Here is a 17673-nt window from a genome sequence, read left to right on the forward strand (position 1 = left end):
CGGACTCTAATCAACGGTGGAGGAAAAATCCCGTGGCAGGTCAATCCGCACCTGGCCAACGCGCCAAACCGACTAGGATAAACCCTTGCGGAGAGTGGCGCAGGCTGGAACGCTGCAACAAAGTGCCGGATTGAAGCGCGACACTCGCTGCATCTAGAAAATGCAATGCCTGATACTACATAAAGTAGGAAAACTTACTGATCGAGCGAGGTGTAGGTAGTGTCAGGCGATGAGGAAAAGCCCAAGGGTGTCGACATTTCGCAGCTTGGTAAAGTGAACACTGGCGACGATGAAAAGTCCGAGCCTGCGCGCAGAATCGTTGACAGGACAGCACGACTGCCCGTGGGTGGACGCGCCTTGCAAGAGGCTTTGCGGGGTCTCGGTGGCGTTAGCGCGCTTGCAGAGGCCGCGCGGGCTGCCAGTGCAGTGACCACGCTGAAGGATCAGCTAGACGCCCTGACCGGTGTGAGTGTTTTCACTGAACAGATGAAAGCCCAACAGGAGGCGATGCGGGCTTTGGCGTTGCCGGATGTGTCCGCTTTTTCGGGCATTACTGCACTCGCAGACCAACTCAAAATCGAACACGATGCATTCGCGCAGGCGCGGAACCTTGCTCTTGGGGGCCTGCCCGGAGGCTTTCTGGACGCAACCACTGGCCCCGCTGCTGGTGCAGCATCTCAGCTTTTTCAGGACATGCGCGAACAGTCCAGCTTGATCAATCAGCACATGGACATGTTCGAGGATATGCGGCGGGCGCTAGAGGCTTCCAGTCTTTTCGATCTCACCAAGGCCGTAAACATCCCCCGCTTTGGCTCTGGGATTGAGGCACTTGGCATCGGTCGTATGGGGTCCGCGATTGAGGCGGCGGACGCGGCGCACATGTTGGGACTTACCCCGACCTTCCATGACGAATTCAGGTCGGTAACGGCGGCGCTTGCGGATCAAGCGTCTGCGTTTGCACGGGTGCGTGACCTCACCTCTGTTGCGGCTCTTAGCTTTGATCTTGCGGGTAGCCTGGAAGCAATGCTCGCCCGCAGCCTTGCGGCACAGGAGGCGCTGCTTGAAGAACACAAGAGCACGGCGGTTGACGCCAAAGCAGAGGCTGCCTTTCATCGAAGGGTCGCCACGATTCAGGTCATCATCAGCATCCTGACGTTCTTCCTGACCATCGCGTTGCAGCTTGAAGCGCGACTTTCAGATGGGGACGCCGCCGTTCGGGCAAACACAGAAGCCTTGGTTGAAATGCGAAATTCGTTTGATGCGATGGCGACGCAGCTAGAAGCCATGCAAGAAACTCAGGAAAGTGAAACAGAACGCCAAGATGCGGCAGACGCAGAGATTGCGGGCATCCTGCGCGGTATCGCCAAGACGCTTTCTGATCAGGCAGAGGTCGAGGCGGAATCCGAGGCGGCAATGGAGCCATTTGAAACGCACGCACCCAATCGCGGTGACAGCGTGCAGTGATCTGATTGAACTGCGCATTGTCCGATCATCGCCCCAGTCCTATCTTGGCTTTGGGTCCTTCCGGGGGTGGGGGTGCGCTAGGCGGGGACACCGACCCGCGAAACGTGAGCGATTTCAAATTTCACACAGCGAAGTTGGGCAGATTGAACCTACACGATGATGGCCGGGAAGCGATCTGCAAACAGAACCCATCTTCCTGTTCCAGTGTGGGCTTCGGGGCGCGACAGGCGACAGCCCTAAAGGGTGCTGTCGCGTCGGTCGCGGCGTCCCCGGCTGGCCTTGGCGACAGTTGCGACATGTCGCGCGGCTGTCGTGATCGGTCGCAGCGTCGGAGATTGATCCTGGCCCATTTTCCGGTGCCTCGATTCGCGCCGGTTCCCGCCTGAAGTGGGTGGATTCCCATTTCGACAGATACCGCCGGTTCGGTAGACTTTGGCGGTAGAAAGTCCGAAATCCCTTTAGATTCAATGGGTATGGTTGCGCCCCCGGGCACCATTTAGACCCAAGACCTCTTCAAGATCAGCGCCTTAAGGGCCAATTCCGTCCAACCGCAGCGTCGCGCGGTCAGCCTTGGCGCCCCTTGAATTCCGGTCAGCCGGCATCGCGCTCGCGGATGGCCAGTACCGAGGAATAGGTCGAGACCGAAAAGGGCACCAGGAAGGTCAGGCAGATCTTGGCGAATTGCCCGGCGTTCACCGTTCCCGCAAGGATCGCGTCGCCGTGGTTGAGCAGCCCCAGAACGATCCCGACCACAATCGCCACGCGAAGCGCGCGGGTGACAACCGATCTGCGGGTCGCGATCCGGATAAATCCCTCGCGGGGCGTGCCGCCCGTGGTGCTGGTCATTGGCTCTTTCTCCCGGCTCTGCGCTGCGCCGCCGGCCCAAGGCACGCTGTTGCGCGACGCGCGGCGGCAGACGTCCCCGCAGAAAGCAGGTCTGCCGGCGAAAGTCGAGCCTGCGGGGCGCCGGCGCGAGACACGCCGCGCCGCTACGGCCTGCTCCGGCGCGGCTTTGTCGGTGCCGGCTTGTGTCCAACTGGCCCGGGCCTATCTAAGCAGCATGAGCGACCTGCACACCGCGATCTCTGCCTGCCGGCTCTGCGCCGCGCGATTTGCCGCGACCCGCACCCGGCATACCCCGCGGCCGGTGGTCTGGTTCGATCCGGCGGCACGGCTGCTGATCGCGAGCCAGGCGCCGGGGCTGCGGGTGCATGAGGCCGGGGTGCCATTCTGGGACCGGTCGGGCGACCGGCTGCGGCACTGGCTGGGAGTGGACAAGGACACCTTCTACGACCGCAGCCGCATCGCCATCCTGCCCAACAGCTTCTGCTTTCCCGGCTATGACGCCAACGGCAGCGATCTGCCGCCGCCACGGCTCTGTTCCGAAACCTGGCACAGTCGGGCGATGGCATCGATGCCCAACCTGCGGCTCAAGCTCGTGATCGGCGGCCATGCCCAGAAATGGCATCTGGGCACGCGCCGCCCGGTCACCGAGGTGGTGCAGGACTGGCGCGCGGCGCCCGAGGGAGTCATCCCCCTGCCCCATCCCTCCTGGCGCAACACCGGCTGGCTGAAGAGGAACCCCTGGTTCGAGGCCGATCTGGTGCCGGAGCTGCAACGCCGCGTGCGCGAGGTTCTGGCGGGCTGAGCCGATGTTGTCCACGCCTTTCGCTTGCCTCGTCGGCCCGGGCGAACTACCCGAGAGCGAAAGCAACCCCGGGGCCCGCGGCCGATCTGCCGCCGTTTCCCCGGACACGAGGCAAGGAGATGCCGAGATGACAGACCCCACGCCGCTCGACCTGGCCCATGCCGCGATGGAGGCGGCGCCCGAAGATGACGCCGCGCGCCTGCGGTTTTACGAGCGGCTGGCCGATGGCGAGGTCTTTCTGCTGCTCGCCGGCGCGCCCGAGGGCGAGAACGTCGAGCCCGAGCTGTTTGACGTGGCCGATGCGCGCTTCGTGCTGGTCTTCGACCGCGAAGAGCGGCTGGCGCGGTTCACCGGCCGGATCTCGCCTTATGTCGCGCTCTCGGGACGGGCGATTGCCGGCATGCTGGCCGGTCAGGGCATCGGACTGGCGGTCAACCCCGAGGTGGCGCCGTCGCAGATCCTGATCCCGCCCGAAGCGGTCGACTGGCTGGCCGAGACCCTGTCGGACGGCCCCGCCGAGGCCGAGGCGCGGCCCGAAGAGATCACCGCGCCGCGCGGCCTGCCTGAGGCGCTGCTGACCGCGCTCGATGCCAAGCTGGCCAGCGCCGGCGGGCTGGCGCGTTTTGCCTATCTGGCGGGCGTTACCTATACCGGCGGCGCGCGCGGCCACCTGCTGGGCTTTGTCGGCGCGACACCGGGGGCCGAGCCGGCGCTGGCGCGGGCGATCAACGAGGCCTTGACCTTTTCCGGGCTGGAGGCGGCGGCGCTTGACGTGGCCTTCTTTGCCACCAGCGATCCGATGGCGGCGACGCTGGCGCGCCACGGGCTGCGCTTCGACCTGCCGCAGCCGCCGACACCGGAGGATCGCCCCGCCCCCGGCAGCGACCCCGACAAGCCGCCGATCCTGCGCTAAAGCGGAGCCGGGCGCGAAACCCCACCCATCGTCGCACCCTTACCCGCCCCCGTGACATCGCGGAACCTGCCGCCTATAAGGCGCGAAACATCCCATCTCCCCGAGGACGACATTCATGACCATCCAGGTTTTCGGCCATAAATCCCCCGACACCGATTCCACCGGCGCGCCCATCGTCTGGGCCTGGTATCTCTCCGAGATCAAGGGCACCCCCGCCGCGCCCAAGCTGCTGGGCGAGCCCAATACCGAAGCCGCCTTCGTGCTCGCGCATTGGGGCCTCGACAAGCCCGAGATCATTTCCGGCGTCGCCGCCGATGCGCCGGTCGTAATCGTCGACACCAACAACCCGGCCGAGCTGCCCGAGGGAATCAACGACGCCGACATCCAGGCCATCATCGACCACCACAAGCTGGTCGGCGGGCTGGAAACCAAGGGCCCGATCGACATCCGCATCGAGCCGCTCGCCTGCACCGCGACGATCATGTACAAGATGATCGGCGACGATCTGGCGCAGGCCCCGAAGGCGATCAAGGGCGCGATGCTGTCCTGCATCATTTCCGACACGCTGGAATTCCGCTCGCCCACCACCACCCAGGAAGACCGCGCCATCGCCGAAGCGCTGGCCAAGGATCTGGGTGTCGAGATCTGCGATCTGGCGGAAAAGATGTTCGCCGCGAAATCCGACGTCTCGGCGTTTTCCGACGCCGAGCTGCTGCGGATGGATTCCAAGGAATATGGCGTCGGCGACACAAAATTCCGCGTCTCGGTGCTGGAAACCACCGCGCCCAGGACTGTCCTCGACCGCAAGGACAGCCTGATGACCTCGATGCAGGAGGTGGCGAAAGAGGATGGCGTCGATCAGGTGCTGCTCTTCGTGGTCGACATCCTGAACGAGGAATCGACCCTGCTGGTGCCCAACGAGCTGGTGAAAAACGTCGCCGCCAAGAGCTTTGACGCCGACGCCGCCGGCGACACGCTGGTCCTGCCCGGCGTGGTCAGCCGCAAGAAGCAGATCATTCCGAACCTCAAGGTCTGATTGCGGTGGGCCTGTTCGGTCTCTCGAAAACCTCGGGCGCGCTGCCGGATTTCGCCGCGCTCCCGGTCGAACAGGCCATCGCTTCGCTCGCGGCGCTGCCGGCAGCGCGCAAGAACAGGGCCGCGGCCTCGGTGCTCTACTCCGCCCGGGCCCGGCCTTCGGCACTCGACGACCAGATCACGCTTTTCGACGCGATTGCCGCGCTGCCCGACCTCGCGCCGCATCACCGCGCCAATGCCCGCATTGCCCGGACCCACAAGGCGCTGGAGCTGGGCGACGACACACGTCTTTCGGAAGGGCTGGCGCCGCTGCTGGCGCTCGGTGACGAGATCGCGGCGTTTTCCACCAGCGAGGACATCCGGCAGGATCGCTGCCACGTCGGCTTTTCCCGGGCCTATGTGGCGCTGAACGCGGCGCTGATGTTGGGCGATGCCGCGCTGCTGGCCGATCTCGCCACCGAGGCGGTGGCGCTCTGCCGCAGCCAGCTTGCCCGGCCCCTGCCCGCCGGGTTCTACCGCAGCTCGGCCAATGTCATGCGCTGTCTCGCCTTCGCCCTCGTCTCGGACCGCCAGGCGGCAGAGCCGGCACAGGCGGAGGAAATCGCCGATCTCGCCCAGGTCGTCTTTTCTCGGGCGCTCGACCTGCGCCCGCCCCCGGGGCGGCGCGAAAAATCCCGCAAGGTCAGCTCGGGCATCCCGATGCCGGACGCGGAGTTCATGCGCACCGCGGCGCTGGCGCAACTTCTGAGCCAATGGGCGCGGAGCCGGGACGCCGAGCGCCGGGCCCTGTCCGACATGATCGGCGACCTCGCCGTGGCCCAGCGCACCCCGGACCAGCGCGACAGGCTGCGGGCCGCCTGGCAGGCTCAGCGACAGTAGGCGCCGCCGCGATGGCGCGCGGTGTCGTAGTGCAGATGATCCTCGTGATAGCCGTCTGACCCCGGCCCCAGGGTGGTGCCGAAAATGCCGCAGGCCGCGCCATGCGCCCGCTGCAACGCGCGCCCCTTGCGGCCCCGCCGCCAGTCGCGCAGCACGTTGAGCGTGTCACCGTTGACCAGGACAATCTCGGAAATGTCGATCGCCTTGCCCTTGCCGTGTTCGCTGATCTTGGCGCCGGGCCGGTTGTTGCGGGTGCGGCAGGAATAATGCGCCGCAACGCGCAGACCGGCGATGCCGCCGCCCATCTTGCCCACCGCCGGCCGCAGCCCGGTGTCGACCCAGGACTGCAAGGCCCGCGCGGTGCCGCAGGTCAGCACCGCGCGCTGGCTGAGCTGCACGCCCGAGACCGCCGAGACCCGGACCGCCCGGTCGGTGCCGCAGCCGGCGATCCGGCCGGCCACGGGGCCGATCTCTTCGCCTTCGACCCCCACCAGCCCGCAGAGTTGGCCGCGCGGCTTTTCGCGCTGTGCCATGATCTTGGTCACGAACCCCTCGGGGCGCACCGTGGGCCGGGGCGAACGCAGCGGGCGCAATGGCAGCGGTGGCAGCAATTGCGCCCGGGACATGGACGCGAGAAAGACCCCGACCGACCGCGCCATCGGCCGCAGGCTGGTCTCGGGCGCCATGGAACTGGCGGAGACAGAGGTGGCCAGAAGGCCGGTCAGCAGCGCGGGCAGTACCCGCCTTGTCACAACCCGCGTCGCCTGCCCCCGCATCAACCGCCCCTCGTTACCCTACCTGTCGTGTTTCTTCGCCCGTCCGAAATCCGGGGCATCGGTGTCCTGCCCGGCCTCGATGATACCACGCCTGATCGCCCGCGTCCGGGTGAAATAATCGAACAATTCCTCGCCGTCCCCGGTGCGGATCGCCCGTTGCAGGGCAAACAGCTCTTCGGTGAAGCGACCGAGCATTTCCAGCGTCGCCTCCTTGTTGGTGAGGAAGACATCGCGCCACATCGTCGGATCGGAGGCGGCGATGCGGGTGAAATCACGAAACCCGGCGGCCGAGAACTTGATCACCTCCTGGTCGGACACGCGGGAGAGATCATCGGCCACGCCCACCATCGTATAGGCGATCAGGTGCGGAATATGGCTGACCACGGCGCAGACCAGATCGTGATGCGTCACTTCCATCCGCTCGCAATTGGCGCCCAGTGCCTGCCAATAGGCCTCGACCCGCTCTACCGCAGCCCTGTCGGCGCCGTCGGGCGGCACGATCAGCGTCCAGCGGTTGTCGAACAGCGAGGCAAAGCCCGCCTCCGGCCCGGAATGCTCGGTGCCGGCCATCGGGTGGGTCGGCACGAAATGCACGCCGTCGGGCACATGCGGACCGACCGCCTCGACCACGGCGGCCTTGACCGAACCGACGTCGATCACCGTGGCGCCGGGTTTCAGATGCGGGGCGATGGCCTCGGCCACCACACCCATCGCGCCCACCGGCACCGCGAGCACGATCAGATCGGCGCCCTCGACAGCCGCCTCGGCGCTGTCGCAGACCGTATCGCAAAGCTGGATGCGGCGTGCCGTGTCGCGCGTCGCCTGCGAGCGGGCGTAGCCGCTGATTTCCGCGGCGACACCGCCGCGCCGCATGGCATGAGCCATCGACGAGGCGATCAGCCCGAGCCCGATCAGGGCAACCTTGCCGTAGATCTGCGCCATCAGCCGCCCTCCCGCCAGCGCGAGAGCGCGGCGATCACCCGGCCGGTCTGATCGGCGTCGCCGACGGTGATGCGCAGACCCTCGGGGAAGCCGTAGCCGCCCACCGCGCGCACCAGGATGCCGGCGGCCTGCAAGGCCCGATCGGCCGTCTCCGCCTCGGCCGCGTCGGCAAAACGCGCCAGCACGAAATTGGTCTCGCTGTCGTCGCAGGCCAGGCCCAACTGCCGCAGCGCGCCGGTCAGCCGCGCCCGCTGATCGCGGTTGAGCGCCACACAGTCGTGCAGCCAGTCCGCATCGCGCACCGCCGCCTCGGCCGCCGCCATCTGCAATTCCGACAGGTTGAACGGCTGGCGCAGCCGGCGCAGAACGTCGATCATCTCCTGCGGGCCATAGCCCCAGCCGACACGCAGGCCGCCAAGGCCGTAAATCTTGGAAAAGGTCCGCGTCATCAGAACGTTGGGCCGTTCGGTCGCCAGCGCCGCGCCGCCGTCGTAACTCTCGGCGTATTCGGCATAAGCCGCGTCGATCACCAGGATGACGCGCTCCGGCAGACCATCGGCCAGCCGCAACAGCTCTTCGTCGGCGAGCAGCGTCCCGGTGGGGTTGCCGGGATTGGTGAGAAGCACCACCCGGGTGCGCACGGTCACCGCGTCAAGAATGGCATCGACATCCACCCGCCGCCCGGCCTCGGGCACACGCACTGGCGTCGCGCCGGTCATATGGGTGAGAACCGGATACATTGAGAAGCCATGTTCGGTGTGGATGATCTCGTCACCCGGTCCGGCATAGGCCTGGGTGACGAATTGCAGCACCTCGTCCGAGCCGACGCCACAGATGATCCGCTCGGGGTCGAGCCCGTGCACCGCGCCAATGGCGCCGCGCAGGGCGGCGTGATCGGTCGAGGGATAGAGATGCACCTGCCCCGCCGCTGCCACGATGGCCGCCTGCGCGCCGGGCGGCACGCCCAGCGGGTTTTCGTTCGACGACAGTTTGAGCACGTCGTCACGCCCGGCAATCTTCGACTTGCCGCCCTGGTAGAGGGCAATCTCCATGATCCCGGGTTGCGGGGTGATCAGCGTCATGAGGGGCTCCTTTCAGGGCAACCTCTTAGAGCGCCCGGGCAGACAAGGGAAGGTGCGCAGTGCCGCGGAGCGGCGACGGCACGGCACCACCGGCGGCTCTCCGGGCGCGATGCGCGGGGGAGCCGGCCACGAGGTCCCGGCGCGGCGGCCGGGACGGGGGCATGCGGCCCGGCCGCGGGAGATCGCCTTTGGGGGCGGTTGCGCTCAACAGTCGCCGGCCATCGGAGGCAACCCGCCCCGGCCCCCGCGCCGGGGCCGCTCGGCCGGCGGGCGGCACGGAACGCTCCCCCCGCCTCAGCTCGCCAGCACGTTGCGGAACAGCCAGGGATCGCTTTCGTCGATGTCCTCGGGGAAGTGCTCCCAGCGGTCTTTGAGCGGGGTCCAGTCGGTATAATGCGCCTCGACCGGTCCGAGGTAGGGCCGTTGCACCTCGAGACAGCGCGCATGGTCCATCTCGTCGGTCTCGACGATGCCGGCCTGCGGGTTCTCCAGCGCCCAGACCATGCCGGCGAGCACCGCAGAGGTCACCTGCAAGCCGGTGGCGTTCTGATAGGGCGCCAGGTCGCGGGTCTCTTCGTTCGACAGGCGCGAGCCATACCACAGCGCGTTTTTCTCGTGCCCGAAGAGCAGCACGCCCAGCTCGTCGATGCCCTCGACGATCTCGTCCTCGGTGAGGATGTGGTGTTTCTGCTGCTGTTGGCCCGAACCGAACATCTCATGCAGCGACAGCACGGCGTCATCGGCGGGGTGATAGGCGTAATGACAGGTCGGGCGGAACTCGGGATCATGCCCCGCGCCCACGGTGTAGTAATCGCTGATCGAAACGGCCTCGTTGTGGGTCACCAGAAAGCCGAACTGCGGGCCGGGCGTGGGACACCAGGTATGAACGCGGGTGATGGCGCCCGGACGCTCCAGCCAGATCGCGGATTTGCAGCCGGTTTCCTGGCGATGGGCATTTTCGGGGAACCAGGTCTCATGCGTGCCCCAGCCGAGCTCCGCCGGCTGGAACCCTTCGGCGATGAACCCCTCGACCGACCAGGTGTTGACGAAAACGCCCCGCGGCCGCGGCGTGCGCCGCGCCTGGGTGTCGCGCTCGGCGATATGCACGCCCTTGACGCCCAGAGATTGCATCAGCTTCGCCCAGCCTTCGCGGTCGGCGGGCGCCTCGGCCTCGCGGCCGGTGTCGCGGGCCAGCGTCAGCAGCGCCTCCTTGACGAACCAGCTCACCATGCCCGGGTTGGCGCCGCAGCAGGAGACGGCGGTGGTGCCGCCGGGATTGGCTGCCTTCTCGTCGCGCACCTTCTGCCGCAGGGCATAGTTGGTGCGCGCGGCATTGTCCTCGGTGTCGAAGTAGTAGCCGGCCCAGGGTTCGACCACGGTGTCGATGTAGAGCACCCCCAGCTCGCGGCAGAATTTCATGATATCGAGCGAGGAGGTATCGACGCTGAGGTTGACGCAGAACCCCTTGCCGTCGGGGAACAACCCGCCCAGCACCTCGCGATAATTCTCGGCGGTGAGCGCCACGTCGATGAAGTTCAGCTTGTGCTGGCGCAGGAAGTTGTGGTGGCTCTTGTCGGGCTCCACCACCACAAAGCGATCCGCATCATATTCGAAATGCCGTTCGATCAGCGGCCAGGTGCCTTTGCCGATCGAGCCGAAACCGATCATCACGATCGGGCCGTCGATGCGGCCATAGATGGGATAGTCCTGAGTCATGCCTGTCTCCTCGGGGCCGGAACAAAAAAAGGCCGCGCAAGCAGCGCGGCCTTTCGGAACATCAGTGCCAGAACGATTTAGTTCTGTGCGTAATATTCGATGACGAGATTCGGTTCCATCACAACCGGGTACGGCACGTCGGAAAGACCGGGCGCGCGCACGAAGGTGGCGGTCAGCTTGGAGTGATCGGTGTCGATGTAATCGGGCACGTCACGCTCGGCCAGCTGGGTGGCTTCGAGAATCGCGGCCATCTGCTTGGATTTCTCGCGGACTTCGATCACGTCACCCTCTTTCACGCGGTAGGAGGGGATGTTGACGCGGCGGCCGTTCACGGTGACGTGGCCGTGGTTCACGAACTGACGGGCGGCGAACATGGTCGGCACGAATTTGGCGCGGTAGACCACGGCGTCGAGACGGCGCTCGAGCAGGCCGATCAGGTGCTCACCGGTGTCGCCTTTCAGGCGCTCGGCTTCGCGGAAGATCCGGCGGAATTGCTTTTCGGTCAGGTCGCCGTAGTAGCCTTTCAGCTTCTGCTTGGCGCGCAGCTGGAGGCCGAAGTCGGACAGTTTGCCCTTGCGGCGCTGACCGTGCTGGCCGGGGCCGTATTCGCGGCGGTTGACCGGGGACTTCGGACGGCCCCAGATGTTTTCGCCCATGCGGCGGTCGATCTTGTACTTGGCAGACGTGCGTTTGGTCACGGCTGATCTCCTTTACCTTGGCTCCGCAACCTGATCCGAAACCGTTCCAAATCGGTCCCGCCCCGGCCCTGCTGCGGCGATATAAAGGGCGTTGTCCTCTAAGACCCCGTTGCCGGGGCTTCGACAGGCATCCCCTTGCGGGGGCCACCAACACCAATGAAGCCGCGCGTATACAGCAGCGCGCGGCAGAGTCAACAGGGCGCGCGCCTCTCGCCTGACGGATCGGCGCCTTCGGCCAGCGCCGCGCAGGCGGCATGCCGCGGACAGCAGACCAGATGGTCGTTGACCAGGCCGCAGGCCTGCATGAAGGCATAGGTGATCGTCGGGCCGCAAAACCGAAAGCCGGCCTTCTTCAAGTCCTTCGACACCCGCTCGGACAGCGGTGTGAAGCCCGGCACCTCGGCATCGCTGGCCCAGCGGTTCTGTAGCGGCACGCCATCGACGTACCGCCAGAGGAAATCGTCGAACCCCTGCCCCAGCTCGCAATAGGCCCGGGCATTGGAGATTGTGGCCTCGATCTTACCGCGATGACGCACGATGCCGGGATCGGCCAGCAACCGCGCCACCTCGGCCTCGCCCCAGCCGGCGATCACCTGCGGGTCGAACCCGGCAAAGGCCGCGCGAAAGGCCGCGCGCTTCTTGAGAATCGTGATCCAGCTCAGCCCGGCCTGAAAACCGTCGAGGATCAGCTTTTCCCAGAGCGCGCGGGCATCGTATTCCGGCACGCCCCATTCGGTGTCATGATAGGCAAGGTAGATCGGCTCCGGCCCGGCCCAGCCACAGCGCCTGCCACCTGCATCCGCCATCTGCCCTCCTCGCTATTTCGACCCTGTAAACCCCAGATTAAACCTTGTGACGCAGATTGGCCGGGACCGCAACGGAGGGTCTTGGATGAACAAGCGACGGACTGACATGCGCGGGCGCCGCCAAAACGGCAACGCGCTGGCCGAGGCGCTGATGCTGCGCGACCGTGACACCCTGCGCATGGTCGATGAGGCGGTCAGGCACAAGCAGGTGATGCTGGCCTTTCAGCCCGTGGTGCAGGCGCGCCGCCCCGACCGCATGGCGTTTTACGAGGGGCTGATCCGGGTGCTCGACGAAACCGGCCGGGTGATTCCCGCCGTCGATTTCATCCAGCCGATAGAAGAGAGCGAAACAGGCCGGCGGATCGACTGCCTGGCGCTGGAAAAGGGCCTGCTGACGCTGGCGCGCACGCCGTCCCTGCGGCTTGCGATCAACATGTCGGCGCGCTCGATCGGCTATCGGCCCTGGATGAGCACGCTGGACCGCGGGCTCAAGGCCGATCCGACGGTGGGCGAACGGCTGATTCTCGAGATCACCGAAAATTCGGCCATGCTGGTGCCCGAAATCGTCATCGGCTTCATGTCTGACCTGCAAAAACGCGGGATCGCCTTTGCGCTCGACGATTTTGGCGCCGGCTTTACCGCCCTGCGACATTTTAAGCAGTTCCAGTTCGATATCCTCAAGATCGACGGCCAGTTCATCCGCAACATCCATGCCGATCCCGACAACCAGGTTCTGACCCAGGCGATACTGGCGATCGCACAACAGTTCGACATGTTCACCGTGGCCGAGAATGTGGAAAATGCCGAAGATGTGTCGGCACTTACGGCGATGGGCGTCGACTGTCTGCAAGGCTATTTCTTCGGCGCGCCCACGGTGTCTCCGGGCTGGCTTGACGGCCGCAAGGCCCGGGCCAGCGCCTGAGATTTCAGCACCCTTGCCGACCATTCCGGCAGTTGTAAATCGCGGCTGCGACATGCACGTCAAGCGGTACGGGAACTGTTGTGGCATGGTCGGGCTTACGTTATGGCATCGTCTCGAGCGGCGGGAGGATACGGGCCGCACGATGAGGTCCTGCTATCCTCCCTGCGCCACAAACGGTGAAGGAAGAAACCATGACCAATGTCGTTATCGCCTCGGCCGCCCGGACCCCTGTCGGGTCTTTCCTGGGCTCGTTTGCCAACACCCCCGCCCATGATCTCGGCGCCTCCGTGCTCCGGGCGCTTGTCGAACGTGCGGGCATTGAAGGCTCCGACGTGAGCGAGACCATCCTCGGCCAGGTTCTGACCGCGGGCCAGGGCCAGAACCCGGCGCGTCAGGCGCATATCAACGCCGGCTTCCCGCAGGAATCCGCCGCCTGGGGCATCAACCAGGTCTGTGGCTCGGGCCTGCGCGCCGTGGCACTTGCCGCCCAGCACATCCAGCTTGGCGATGCCTCGATCGTCGCCGCCGGTGGCCAGGAAAACATGTCGATGTCGCCGCATTGCGCCAACCTGCGCAATGGCCAGAAAATGGGCGACATGAAGTACATCGACACCATGATCCGCGACGGTCTCTGGGATGCCTTCAACGGCTATCACATGGGCCAGACCGCCGAGAACGTGGCCGAGAAATGGCAGATCAGCCGCGACCAGCAGGATGAATTCGCCGTCAGTTCGCAAAACAAGGCCGAAGCCGCGCAGAAGGCCGGCAAATTCGCCGACGAGATCGTGCCCTTCACCGTCAAGACCCGCAAGGGTGACATCGAGGTGAAGGATGACGAATACATCCGCCACGGCGCGACCATCGACGCGATGCAGAAGCTGCGCCCCGCCTTCACCAAGGACGGCTCGGTCACCGCGGCCAATGCCTCGGGTCTCAACGACGGTGCCGCCGGCGCCCTGCTGATGTCGGCCGACGAAGCCGAAAAGCGCGGCATCGAGCCGCTGGCGCGCATCGCCTCTTATGCCACCGCCGGGCTCGACCCGTCGATCATGGGCGTCGGCCCGATCTATGCCTCGCGCAAGGCGCTGGAAAAGGCCGGCTGGTCGGTCGATGATCTCGACCTGGTCGAAGCCAACGAAGCCTTTGCCGCCCAGGCCTGCGCCGTGAACAAGGACATGGGCTGGGATCCCTCCATCGTGAACGTCAACGGCGGCGCCATCGCCATAGGCCACCCGATCGGCGCTTCGGGCGCCCGCGTGCTCAACACCCTGCTGTTCGAAATGCAGCGTCGCGGTGCCAAGAAAGGCCTCGCCACGCTCTGCATCGGCGGCGGCATGGGCGTGGCGCTCTGCGTCGAACGCCCGTAACCCTTCGGCCGGGGCGCAGGGGCGCCCCGGCCTCTCCCACCCCTCAGGAAAAACCGCAACAGACGAAAGTTGCGCAATATTGTTGCGCGATGAACGGTGGCGCGGTAACACCATTACAAACGCAGATTGAATTGGAGGAAGATCATGGCAAGAATTGCACTCGTCACCGGCGGTTCGCGCGGTATCGGCGCGGCGATTTCCAAGGCGCTCAAGGCGCAGGGTTGCACGGTGGTCGCCACCTATGCCGGTAACGACGAGGCCGCGGCCAAGTTCACCGAGGAAACTGGCATCAAGACCTACAAGTGGAACGTCGGCGACTACGACGAATCCAAGGCCGGGATCGAAAAGGTCGAATCCGAGGTCGGCCCGATCGACATCGTGGTCGCAAACGCCGGCATCACCCGCGACGCGCCGTTCCACAAGATGACGCCGCAACAATGGAACGAGGTGATCGACACCAATCTGACCGGCGTGTTCAACACCGTTCACCCGATCTGGCCCGGCATGCGCGAGCGCAAGTTCGGCCGCGTCATCGTGATCTCTTCGATCAACGGTCAGAAAGGTCAGTTCGCCCAGGTCAACTATGCCGCCACCAAGGCCGGCGATCTCGGCATCGTCAAGTCGCTGGCGCAGGAAGGTGCGCGCGCCGGCATCACCGCCAATGCCATCTGTCCCGGCTACATCGCCACCGAAATGGTCATGGCGGTGCCGGAAAAGGTCCGCGAATCGATCATCGGCCAGATCCCCGCCGGCCGCCTCGGCGAACCCGAGGAAATCGCCCGCTGCGTGGCCTTCCTGGCCTCCGACGACGCCGGTTTCATCAACGGTTCGACGATCTCGGCCAACGGCGGCCAGTTCTTCGTCTGATCCGGGCACTTGCTTCTGATACGCGAAATGGCCGGTCCCAGCGACCGGCCATTTTCTGTTCTGCCACCGCCGCACGGCGGCCCGGCACCAAAAAGGGGCGGACACCCGCCCCCATCTGATGGCCAGCCGGCCGGGCTACATCCCTTTGCCACGGCCAGAATTTCTTGCACCGGCAGCGCACATGGTGCCGACGGTGACGCGTTAGGCCACTTCCTCCGAAATCCGGGAGATTTCTTCCTTCAGCCGCAATTTCTGCTTTTTGAGGTTCGCGATTGTCAGGTCGTCGGTGCCTGGGGCCCGCTGGGCTTCCTCCACCCTGTCCGACAGTACCTGATGCTTCTTCTTCAATTCGTGCAGGTGCGAACTCAAGCTCATGAGGATCCTCCTAAGGTTCGTGTGGATCCCCAGTGCAGCACACTTTTACAGTTCTGTCACGCTGCGACTGCAAAAGACCGCGGAGCCCCGCTCACCCTTGTTTTCCTGCCGCTGCAAAAGGCAAGGCCGCCCCGTTTCGCAGCACATCCGCGATCCGAGGCGCGTAATCGTCGCCATCGGCCAGATGCGCTTCGCCATGGTGCAGCACAACCGGAGCGTGCAGTCGAAAGGCCGCGCCGCCGCCCTTTCGGCCCCGCAGCAGAACCAGCCGCGCGGCCCGGCCGGCACGCGGGATCAGGGGCAGCACCTCGAGCCCGCCGAGCCGCCCCTCGCAGCCTGCCAGCATCTCGGGCAGCCGCTCGGCGCGCTGGATGAAAGTGGCAAAGCCGCCGGTCCTGAGCCGCCGGGCCGCGACGGCAATCCAGTGCCCCAGCGCCAGCCCCTCGCCACGGCCCGTCTCACGCCCGGCATCGGGGCTGGCGTGGCTGGTGGTACGCTGGAAATATGGCGGGTTGGCAAGGACTTGATCGAAGGTGCGGGCCTTTACCCCGGGCGGCAGATCGGCCAGATCGGCGCAGACCACCTCGGCGGACAGCCGGTTGCGGGCGGCGTTGCGCCGCGCCAGTTCGGCATAGTCGGGCTGCACTTCCACCCCGCAGAGCGTCAGTCCCGGCACCCGCGCCCCAAGGCAGAGAAGCGCCGTTCCGACGCCGCAGCCCAGTTCGAGCACCGCCTCACCCGGCCGCGCCGCGACGGCCGCCGCCAGCAGCACCGGGTCCACGCCGGCGCGATAGCCGCGGCGCGGCTGCAACAGCTGCACTCGACCACCGAGAAAGGCATTGTCGGTTGTCTCAGTCGAGACGGATGTCATGGTCATGCATCAGCACCCGCGCCCGCGCCAGCTCGTCCCGGCGCACCATCAGCCGGCGCGGCAAAATGCCGATCGATCCTTCGAGCACGCTCATATTTACGTCCAATTCAAACCATTCTATACCCTCGTCCTGCAACAGGGCAGTGGCATAGGCGATGACGGTGATGTCGTTGGTGCGCAACAGCTCTTCCATGTTGGCGATGTAAGGGCAAGGTGGCAGACATGTCGAGCCTTGTGACGGGAGTGTGATGAGCTTGGACAACGCGGTGGCAAAACCTCACGAACGGCTGGCCGAGCTCCTCGCCGCGGATCTCGAGGCCGTGGGCGAGGTGATCCGGGGCCGCATGGCGTCGAAACATGCGCCGCGCATTCCCGAGGTGACGGCGCATCTGGTCGATGCCGGCGGCAAGCGGCTGCGGCCGATGCTGACGCTGGCCTGTGCGCGGATGTGCGGCTATGAGGGCGCCGATCACGTCAAGCTGGCGGCGACGGTCGAATTCATCCACACCGCGACGCTGCTGCATGACGACGTGGTCGACGAAAGCGCCCAACGCCGGGGCCGGCCCACCGCCAACCTGCTGTGGGACAACAAGTCGAGCGTTCTGGTGGGCGACTACCTCTTTGCCCGCGCGTTTCAACTGATGGTGGAACCGGGCGATCTCCGGGTGCTCGACATCCTGTCGAACGCCGCCGCGACGATTGCCGAAGGCGAGGTCTTGCAGCTCTCGGCCGCACAGAACCTGGCCACCGACGAAGCGGTCTATCTGCAAGTGATCCGTGGCAAGACCGCCGCGCTGTTCTCGGCCGCGACCGAAGTGGGCGGGGTCATCGCCGGCCGCCCGGAAGAAGAGATCAAGGCGCTGTTCGATTTTGGCGATGCGCTGGGGGTCGCCTTTCAGATGGTCGACGACCTGCTGGATTACTGGGGCTCGGAGGCGACCGGCAAGAACGTCGGCGACGATTTCCGCGAACGCAAGCTCACCCTGCCGGTGATCAAGGCGGTGGCCCAGGCCGATGCCGAGGAACGCGCCTTCTGGAAACGCACCATCGAAAAAGGGCGGCAGGAAGACGGCGATCTCGCGCAGGCGCTGGCGCTGCTGGAGCGGCACGGCAGCCTCGAGGCCGCGCGGCAGGACGCGCTGGACTGGGCCGACAGGGCGCGTGACGCCCTTACCCGCCTGCCCGACCACCCGATCCGCGCCATGCTTGACGATCTCGCCACCTATGTTGTCGCGCGGGTGAACTGACCGGTCCCGAACCTGCCCCACCCCGTCCCGGACCTGATCCGGGACCCCCTGGCCCACCGGGAGGC

19 protein-coding genes are annotated in these 17673 nt (G+C 65.8%); 9 read left to right on the forward strand and 10 right to left on the reverse strand.

What is annotated here, in order from left to right:
• The first annotated feature begins 219 nt into the window (after positions 1–219).
• Positions 220–1464: a hypothetical protein gene (locus PVW49_RS13335; RefSeq protein WP_274590765.1), complete on the forward strand. Its 1245-nt coding sequence runs from the start codon at positions 220–222 to the stop codon at positions 1462–1464.
• Positions 1465–2055: 591 nt separating this feature from the next.
• On the opposite strand, the gene nrtS is transcribed toward PVW49_RS13335, so the two are convergent.
• Positions 2056–2310: a nitrate/nitrite transporter NrtS gene (gene nrtS, locus PVW49_RS13340; RefSeq protein ID WP_274566005.1), complete on the reverse strand. Its 255-nt coding sequence runs from the start codon at positions 2308–2310 to the stop codon at positions 2056–2058.
• 214 nt (positions 2311–2524) lie between these two features.
• Between nrtS and PVW49_RS13345 the strand changes: the two genes are divergently transcribed.
• From PVW49_RS13345 to PVW49_RS13360, 4 genes are all read left to right on the forward strand, one after another.
• On the forward strand, positions 2525–3112 hold the full coding sequence (locus tag PVW49_RS13345) for a uracil-DNA glycosylase family protein (RefSeq protein ID WP_074836268.1): 588 nt from the start codon (positions 2525–2527) through the stop codon (positions 3110–3112).
• A gap of 127 nt (positions 3113–3239) precedes the next feature.
• Entirely contained in the window at positions 3240–4025 is a 786-nt protein-coding gene (locus PVW49_RS13350; RefSeq protein WP_074836266.1) for an SseB family protein, read from the forward strand.
• 115 nt (positions 4026–4140) lie between these two features.
• Positions 4141–5061, forward strand: a complete 921-nt coding sequence (locus PVW49_RS13355) for a manganese-dependent inorganic pyrophosphatase (protein ID WP_274590766.1) — start codon at positions 4141–4143, stop codon at positions 5059–5061.
• Between the two features lie 5 nt (positions 5062–5066).
• Positions 5067–5939 carry a hypothetical protein gene (locus tag PVW49_RS13360; RefSeq protein WP_274566006.1) on the forward strand — a complete coding sequence of 291 codons (873 nt, stop codon included), beginning with the start codon at positions 5067–5069 and terminating at the stop codon, positions 5937–5939.
• Here the strand turns inward: PVW49_RS13360 and PVW49_RS13365 are convergent.
• The 6 genes from PVW49_RS13365 to PVW49_RS13390 form a co-directional block, all read right to left on the reverse strand.
• Positions 5927–6691: an extensin-like domain-containing protein gene (locus PVW49_RS13365; protein WP_274590767.1), complete on the reverse strand. Its 765-nt coding sequence runs from the start codon at positions 6689–6691 to the stop codon at positions 5927–5929. The two genes, PVW49_RS13360 and PVW49_RS13365, sit on opposite strands and share 13 nt — an antisense overlap.
• A 42-nt stretch (positions 6692–6733) precedes the next feature.
• Positions 6734–7657, reverse strand: coding sequence for a prephenate/arogenate dehydrogenase family protein (locus PVW49_RS13370; RefSeq protein ID WP_048532752.1), 924 nt, complete (start codon positions 7655–7657; stop codon positions 6734–6736).
• Complete coding sequence (gene hisC / locus PVW49_RS13375; RefSeq protein ID WP_274566008.1) at positions 7657–8739, reverse strand: histidinol-phosphate transaminase; 1083 nt, start codon at positions 8737–8739, stop codon at positions 7657–7659. The genes PVW49_RS13370 and hisC overlap by 1 nt, the downstream gene beginning before the upstream one ends.
• Before the next feature lie 294 nt (positions 8740–9033).
• On the reverse strand, positions 9034–10455 hold the full coding sequence (locus PVW49_RS13380) for a homospermidine synthase (RefSeq protein WP_074836258.1): 1422 nt from the start codon (positions 10453–10455) through the stop codon (positions 9034–9036).
• A gap of 77 nt (positions 10456–10532) precedes the next feature.
• The gene (gene rpsD, locus PVW49_RS13385; RefSeq protein WP_048532758.1) at positions 10533–11153 is read right to left on the reverse strand and encodes a 30S ribosomal protein S4; all 621 of its coding nucleotides are present in this window, start codon (positions 11151–11153) and stop codon (positions 10533–10535) included.
• Between the two features lie 191 nt (positions 11154–11344).
• A complete protein-coding gene (locus PVW49_RS13390) occupies positions 11345–11959 on the reverse strand; it encodes a DNA-3-methyladenine glycosylase I (RefSeq protein ID WP_274566009.1) in 615 nt (204 codons plus the stop codon).
• A gap of 106 nt (positions 11960–12065) precedes the next feature.
• Between PVW49_RS13390 and PVW49_RS13395 the strand changes: the two genes are divergently transcribed.
• From PVW49_RS13395 to phbB, 3 genes are all read left to right on the forward strand, one after another.
• Positions 12066–12881 (forward strand): EAL domain-containing protein, encoded by an 816-nt coding sequence (locus PVW49_RS13395; RefSeq protein WP_371398939.1) that lies wholly within the window; start codon positions 12066–12068, stop codon positions 12879–12881.
• A 191-nt stretch (positions 12882–13072) separates the two neighbouring features.
• Positions 13073–14248 (forward strand): acetyl-CoA C-acetyltransferase, encoded by a 1176-nt coding sequence (locus PVW49_RS13400; protein ID WP_048532764.1) that lies wholly within the window; start codon positions 13073–13075, stop codon positions 14246–14248.
• A gap of 144 nt (positions 14249–14392) precedes the next feature.
• On the forward strand, positions 14393–15115 hold the full coding sequence (gene phbB / locus PVW49_RS13405) for an acetoacetyl-CoA reductase (RefSeq protein ID WP_048532766.1): 723 nt from the start codon (positions 14393–14395) through the stop codon (positions 15113–15115).
• A 201-nt stretch (positions 15116–15316) separates the two neighbouring features.
• Here phbB and PVW49_RS13410 read toward each other — a convergent pair whose 3' ends face one another.
• The 3 genes from PVW49_RS13410 to PVW49_RS13420 all read right to left on the reverse strand — a co-directional run bounded on the left by PVW49_RS13410 (position 15317) and on the right by PVW49_RS13420 (position 16554).
• Positions 15317–15490 carry a YdcH family protein gene (locus PVW49_RS13410; protein ID WP_074836254.1) on the reverse strand — a complete coding sequence of 58 codons (174 nt, stop codon included), beginning with the start codon at positions 15488–15490 and terminating at the stop codon, positions 15317–15319.
• A 91-nt stretch (positions 15491–15581) separates the two neighbouring features.
• A complete protein-coding gene (locus tag PVW49_RS13415) occupies positions 15582–16367 on the reverse strand; it encodes a tRNA1(Val) (adenine(37)-N6)-methyltransferase (RefSeq protein ID WP_244526471.1) in 786 nt (261 codons plus the stop codon).
• On the reverse strand, positions 16342–16554 hold the full coding sequence (locus PVW49_RS13420) for a putative signal transducing protein (protein ID WP_048532770.1): 213 nt from the start codon (positions 16552–16554) through the stop codon (positions 16342–16344). Before PVW49_RS13420 ends, PVW49_RS13415 begins: the two co-directional genes overlap by 26 nt.
• Before the next feature lie 55 nt (positions 16555–16609).
• Here PVW49_RS13420 and PVW49_RS13425 point away from each other — a divergent pair, with 55 nt between their 5' ends.
• Entirely contained in the window at positions 16610–17608 is a 999-nt protein-coding gene (locus PVW49_RS13425) for a polyprenyl synthetase family protein (protein ID WP_074836251.1), read from the forward strand.
• The last annotated feature ends 65 nt before the right edge of the window (positions 17609–17673 follow it).

It is taken from the genome of Marinovum sp. PR37, assembly GCF_028807375.1.
GTDB lineage: Bacteria > Pseudomonadota > Alphaproteobacteria > Rhodobacterales > Rhodobacteraceae > Marinovum > Marinovum algicola.

Bases quoted from the DNA above. Each gene is read 5' to 3' on its own strand.
- phbB (WP_048532766.1), top strand. From the start codon at position 14,393: ATGGCAAGAATTGCACTCGTCACCGGCGGTTCGCGCGGTATCGGCGCG.
- PVW49_RS13415 (WP_244526471.1), bottom strand. From the start codon at position 16,367: ATGACCATGACATCCGTCTCGACTGAGACAACCGACAATGCCTTTCTC.
- PVW49_RS13350 (WP_074836266.1), top strand. From the start codon at position 3,240: ATGACAGACCCCACGCCGCTCGACCTGGCCCATGCCGCGATGGAGGCG.
- nrtS (WP_274566005.1), bottom strand. From the start codon at position 2,310: ATGACCAGCACCACGGGCGGCACGCCCCGCGAGGGATTTATCCGGATC.
- PVW49_RS13345 (WP_074836268.1), top strand. From the start codon at position 2,525: ATGAGCGACCTGCACACCGCGATCTCTGCCTGCCGGCTCTGCGCCGCG.
- hisC (WP_274566008.1), bottom strand. From the start codon at position 8,739: ATGACGCTGATCACCCCGCAACCCGGGATCATGGAGATTGCCCTCTAC.
- PVW49_RS13355 (WP_274590766.1), top strand. From the start codon at position 4,141: ATGACCATCCAGGTTTTCGGCCATAAATCCCCCGACACCGATTCCACC.
- PVW49_RS13400 (WP_048532764.1), top strand. From the start codon at position 13,073: ATGACCAATGTCGTTATCGCCTCGGCCGCCCGGACCCCTGTCGGGTCT.
- PVW49_RS13380 (WP_074836258.1), bottom strand. From the start codon at position 10,455: ATGACTCAGGACTATCCCATCTATGGCCGCATCGACGGCCCGATCGTG.
- PVW49_RS13370 (WP_048532752.1), bottom strand. From the start codon at position 7,657: ATGGCGCAGATCTACGGCAAGGTTGCCCTGATCGGGCTCGGGCTGATC.
- PVW49_RS13395 (WP_371398939.1), top strand. From the start codon at position 12,066: ATGCGCGGGCGCCGCCAAAACGGCAACGCGCTGGCCGAGGCGCTGATG.
- PVW49_RS13410 (WP_074836254.1), bottom strand. From the start codon at position 15,490: ATGAGCTTGAGTTCGCACCTGCACGAATTGAAGAAGAAGCATCAGGTA.
- PVW49_RS13425 (WP_074836251.1), top strand. From the start codon at position 16,610: ATGAGCTTGGACAACGCGGTGGCAAAACCTCACGAACGGCTGGCCGAG.
- PVW49_RS13420 (WP_048532770.1), bottom strand. From the start codon at position 16,554: ATGGAAGAGCTGTTGCGCACCAACGACATCACCGTCATCGCCTATGCC.
- PVW49_RS13390 (WP_274566009.1), bottom strand. From the start codon at position 11,959: ATGGCGGATGCAGGTGGCAGGCGCTGTGGCTGGGCCGGGCCGGAGCCG.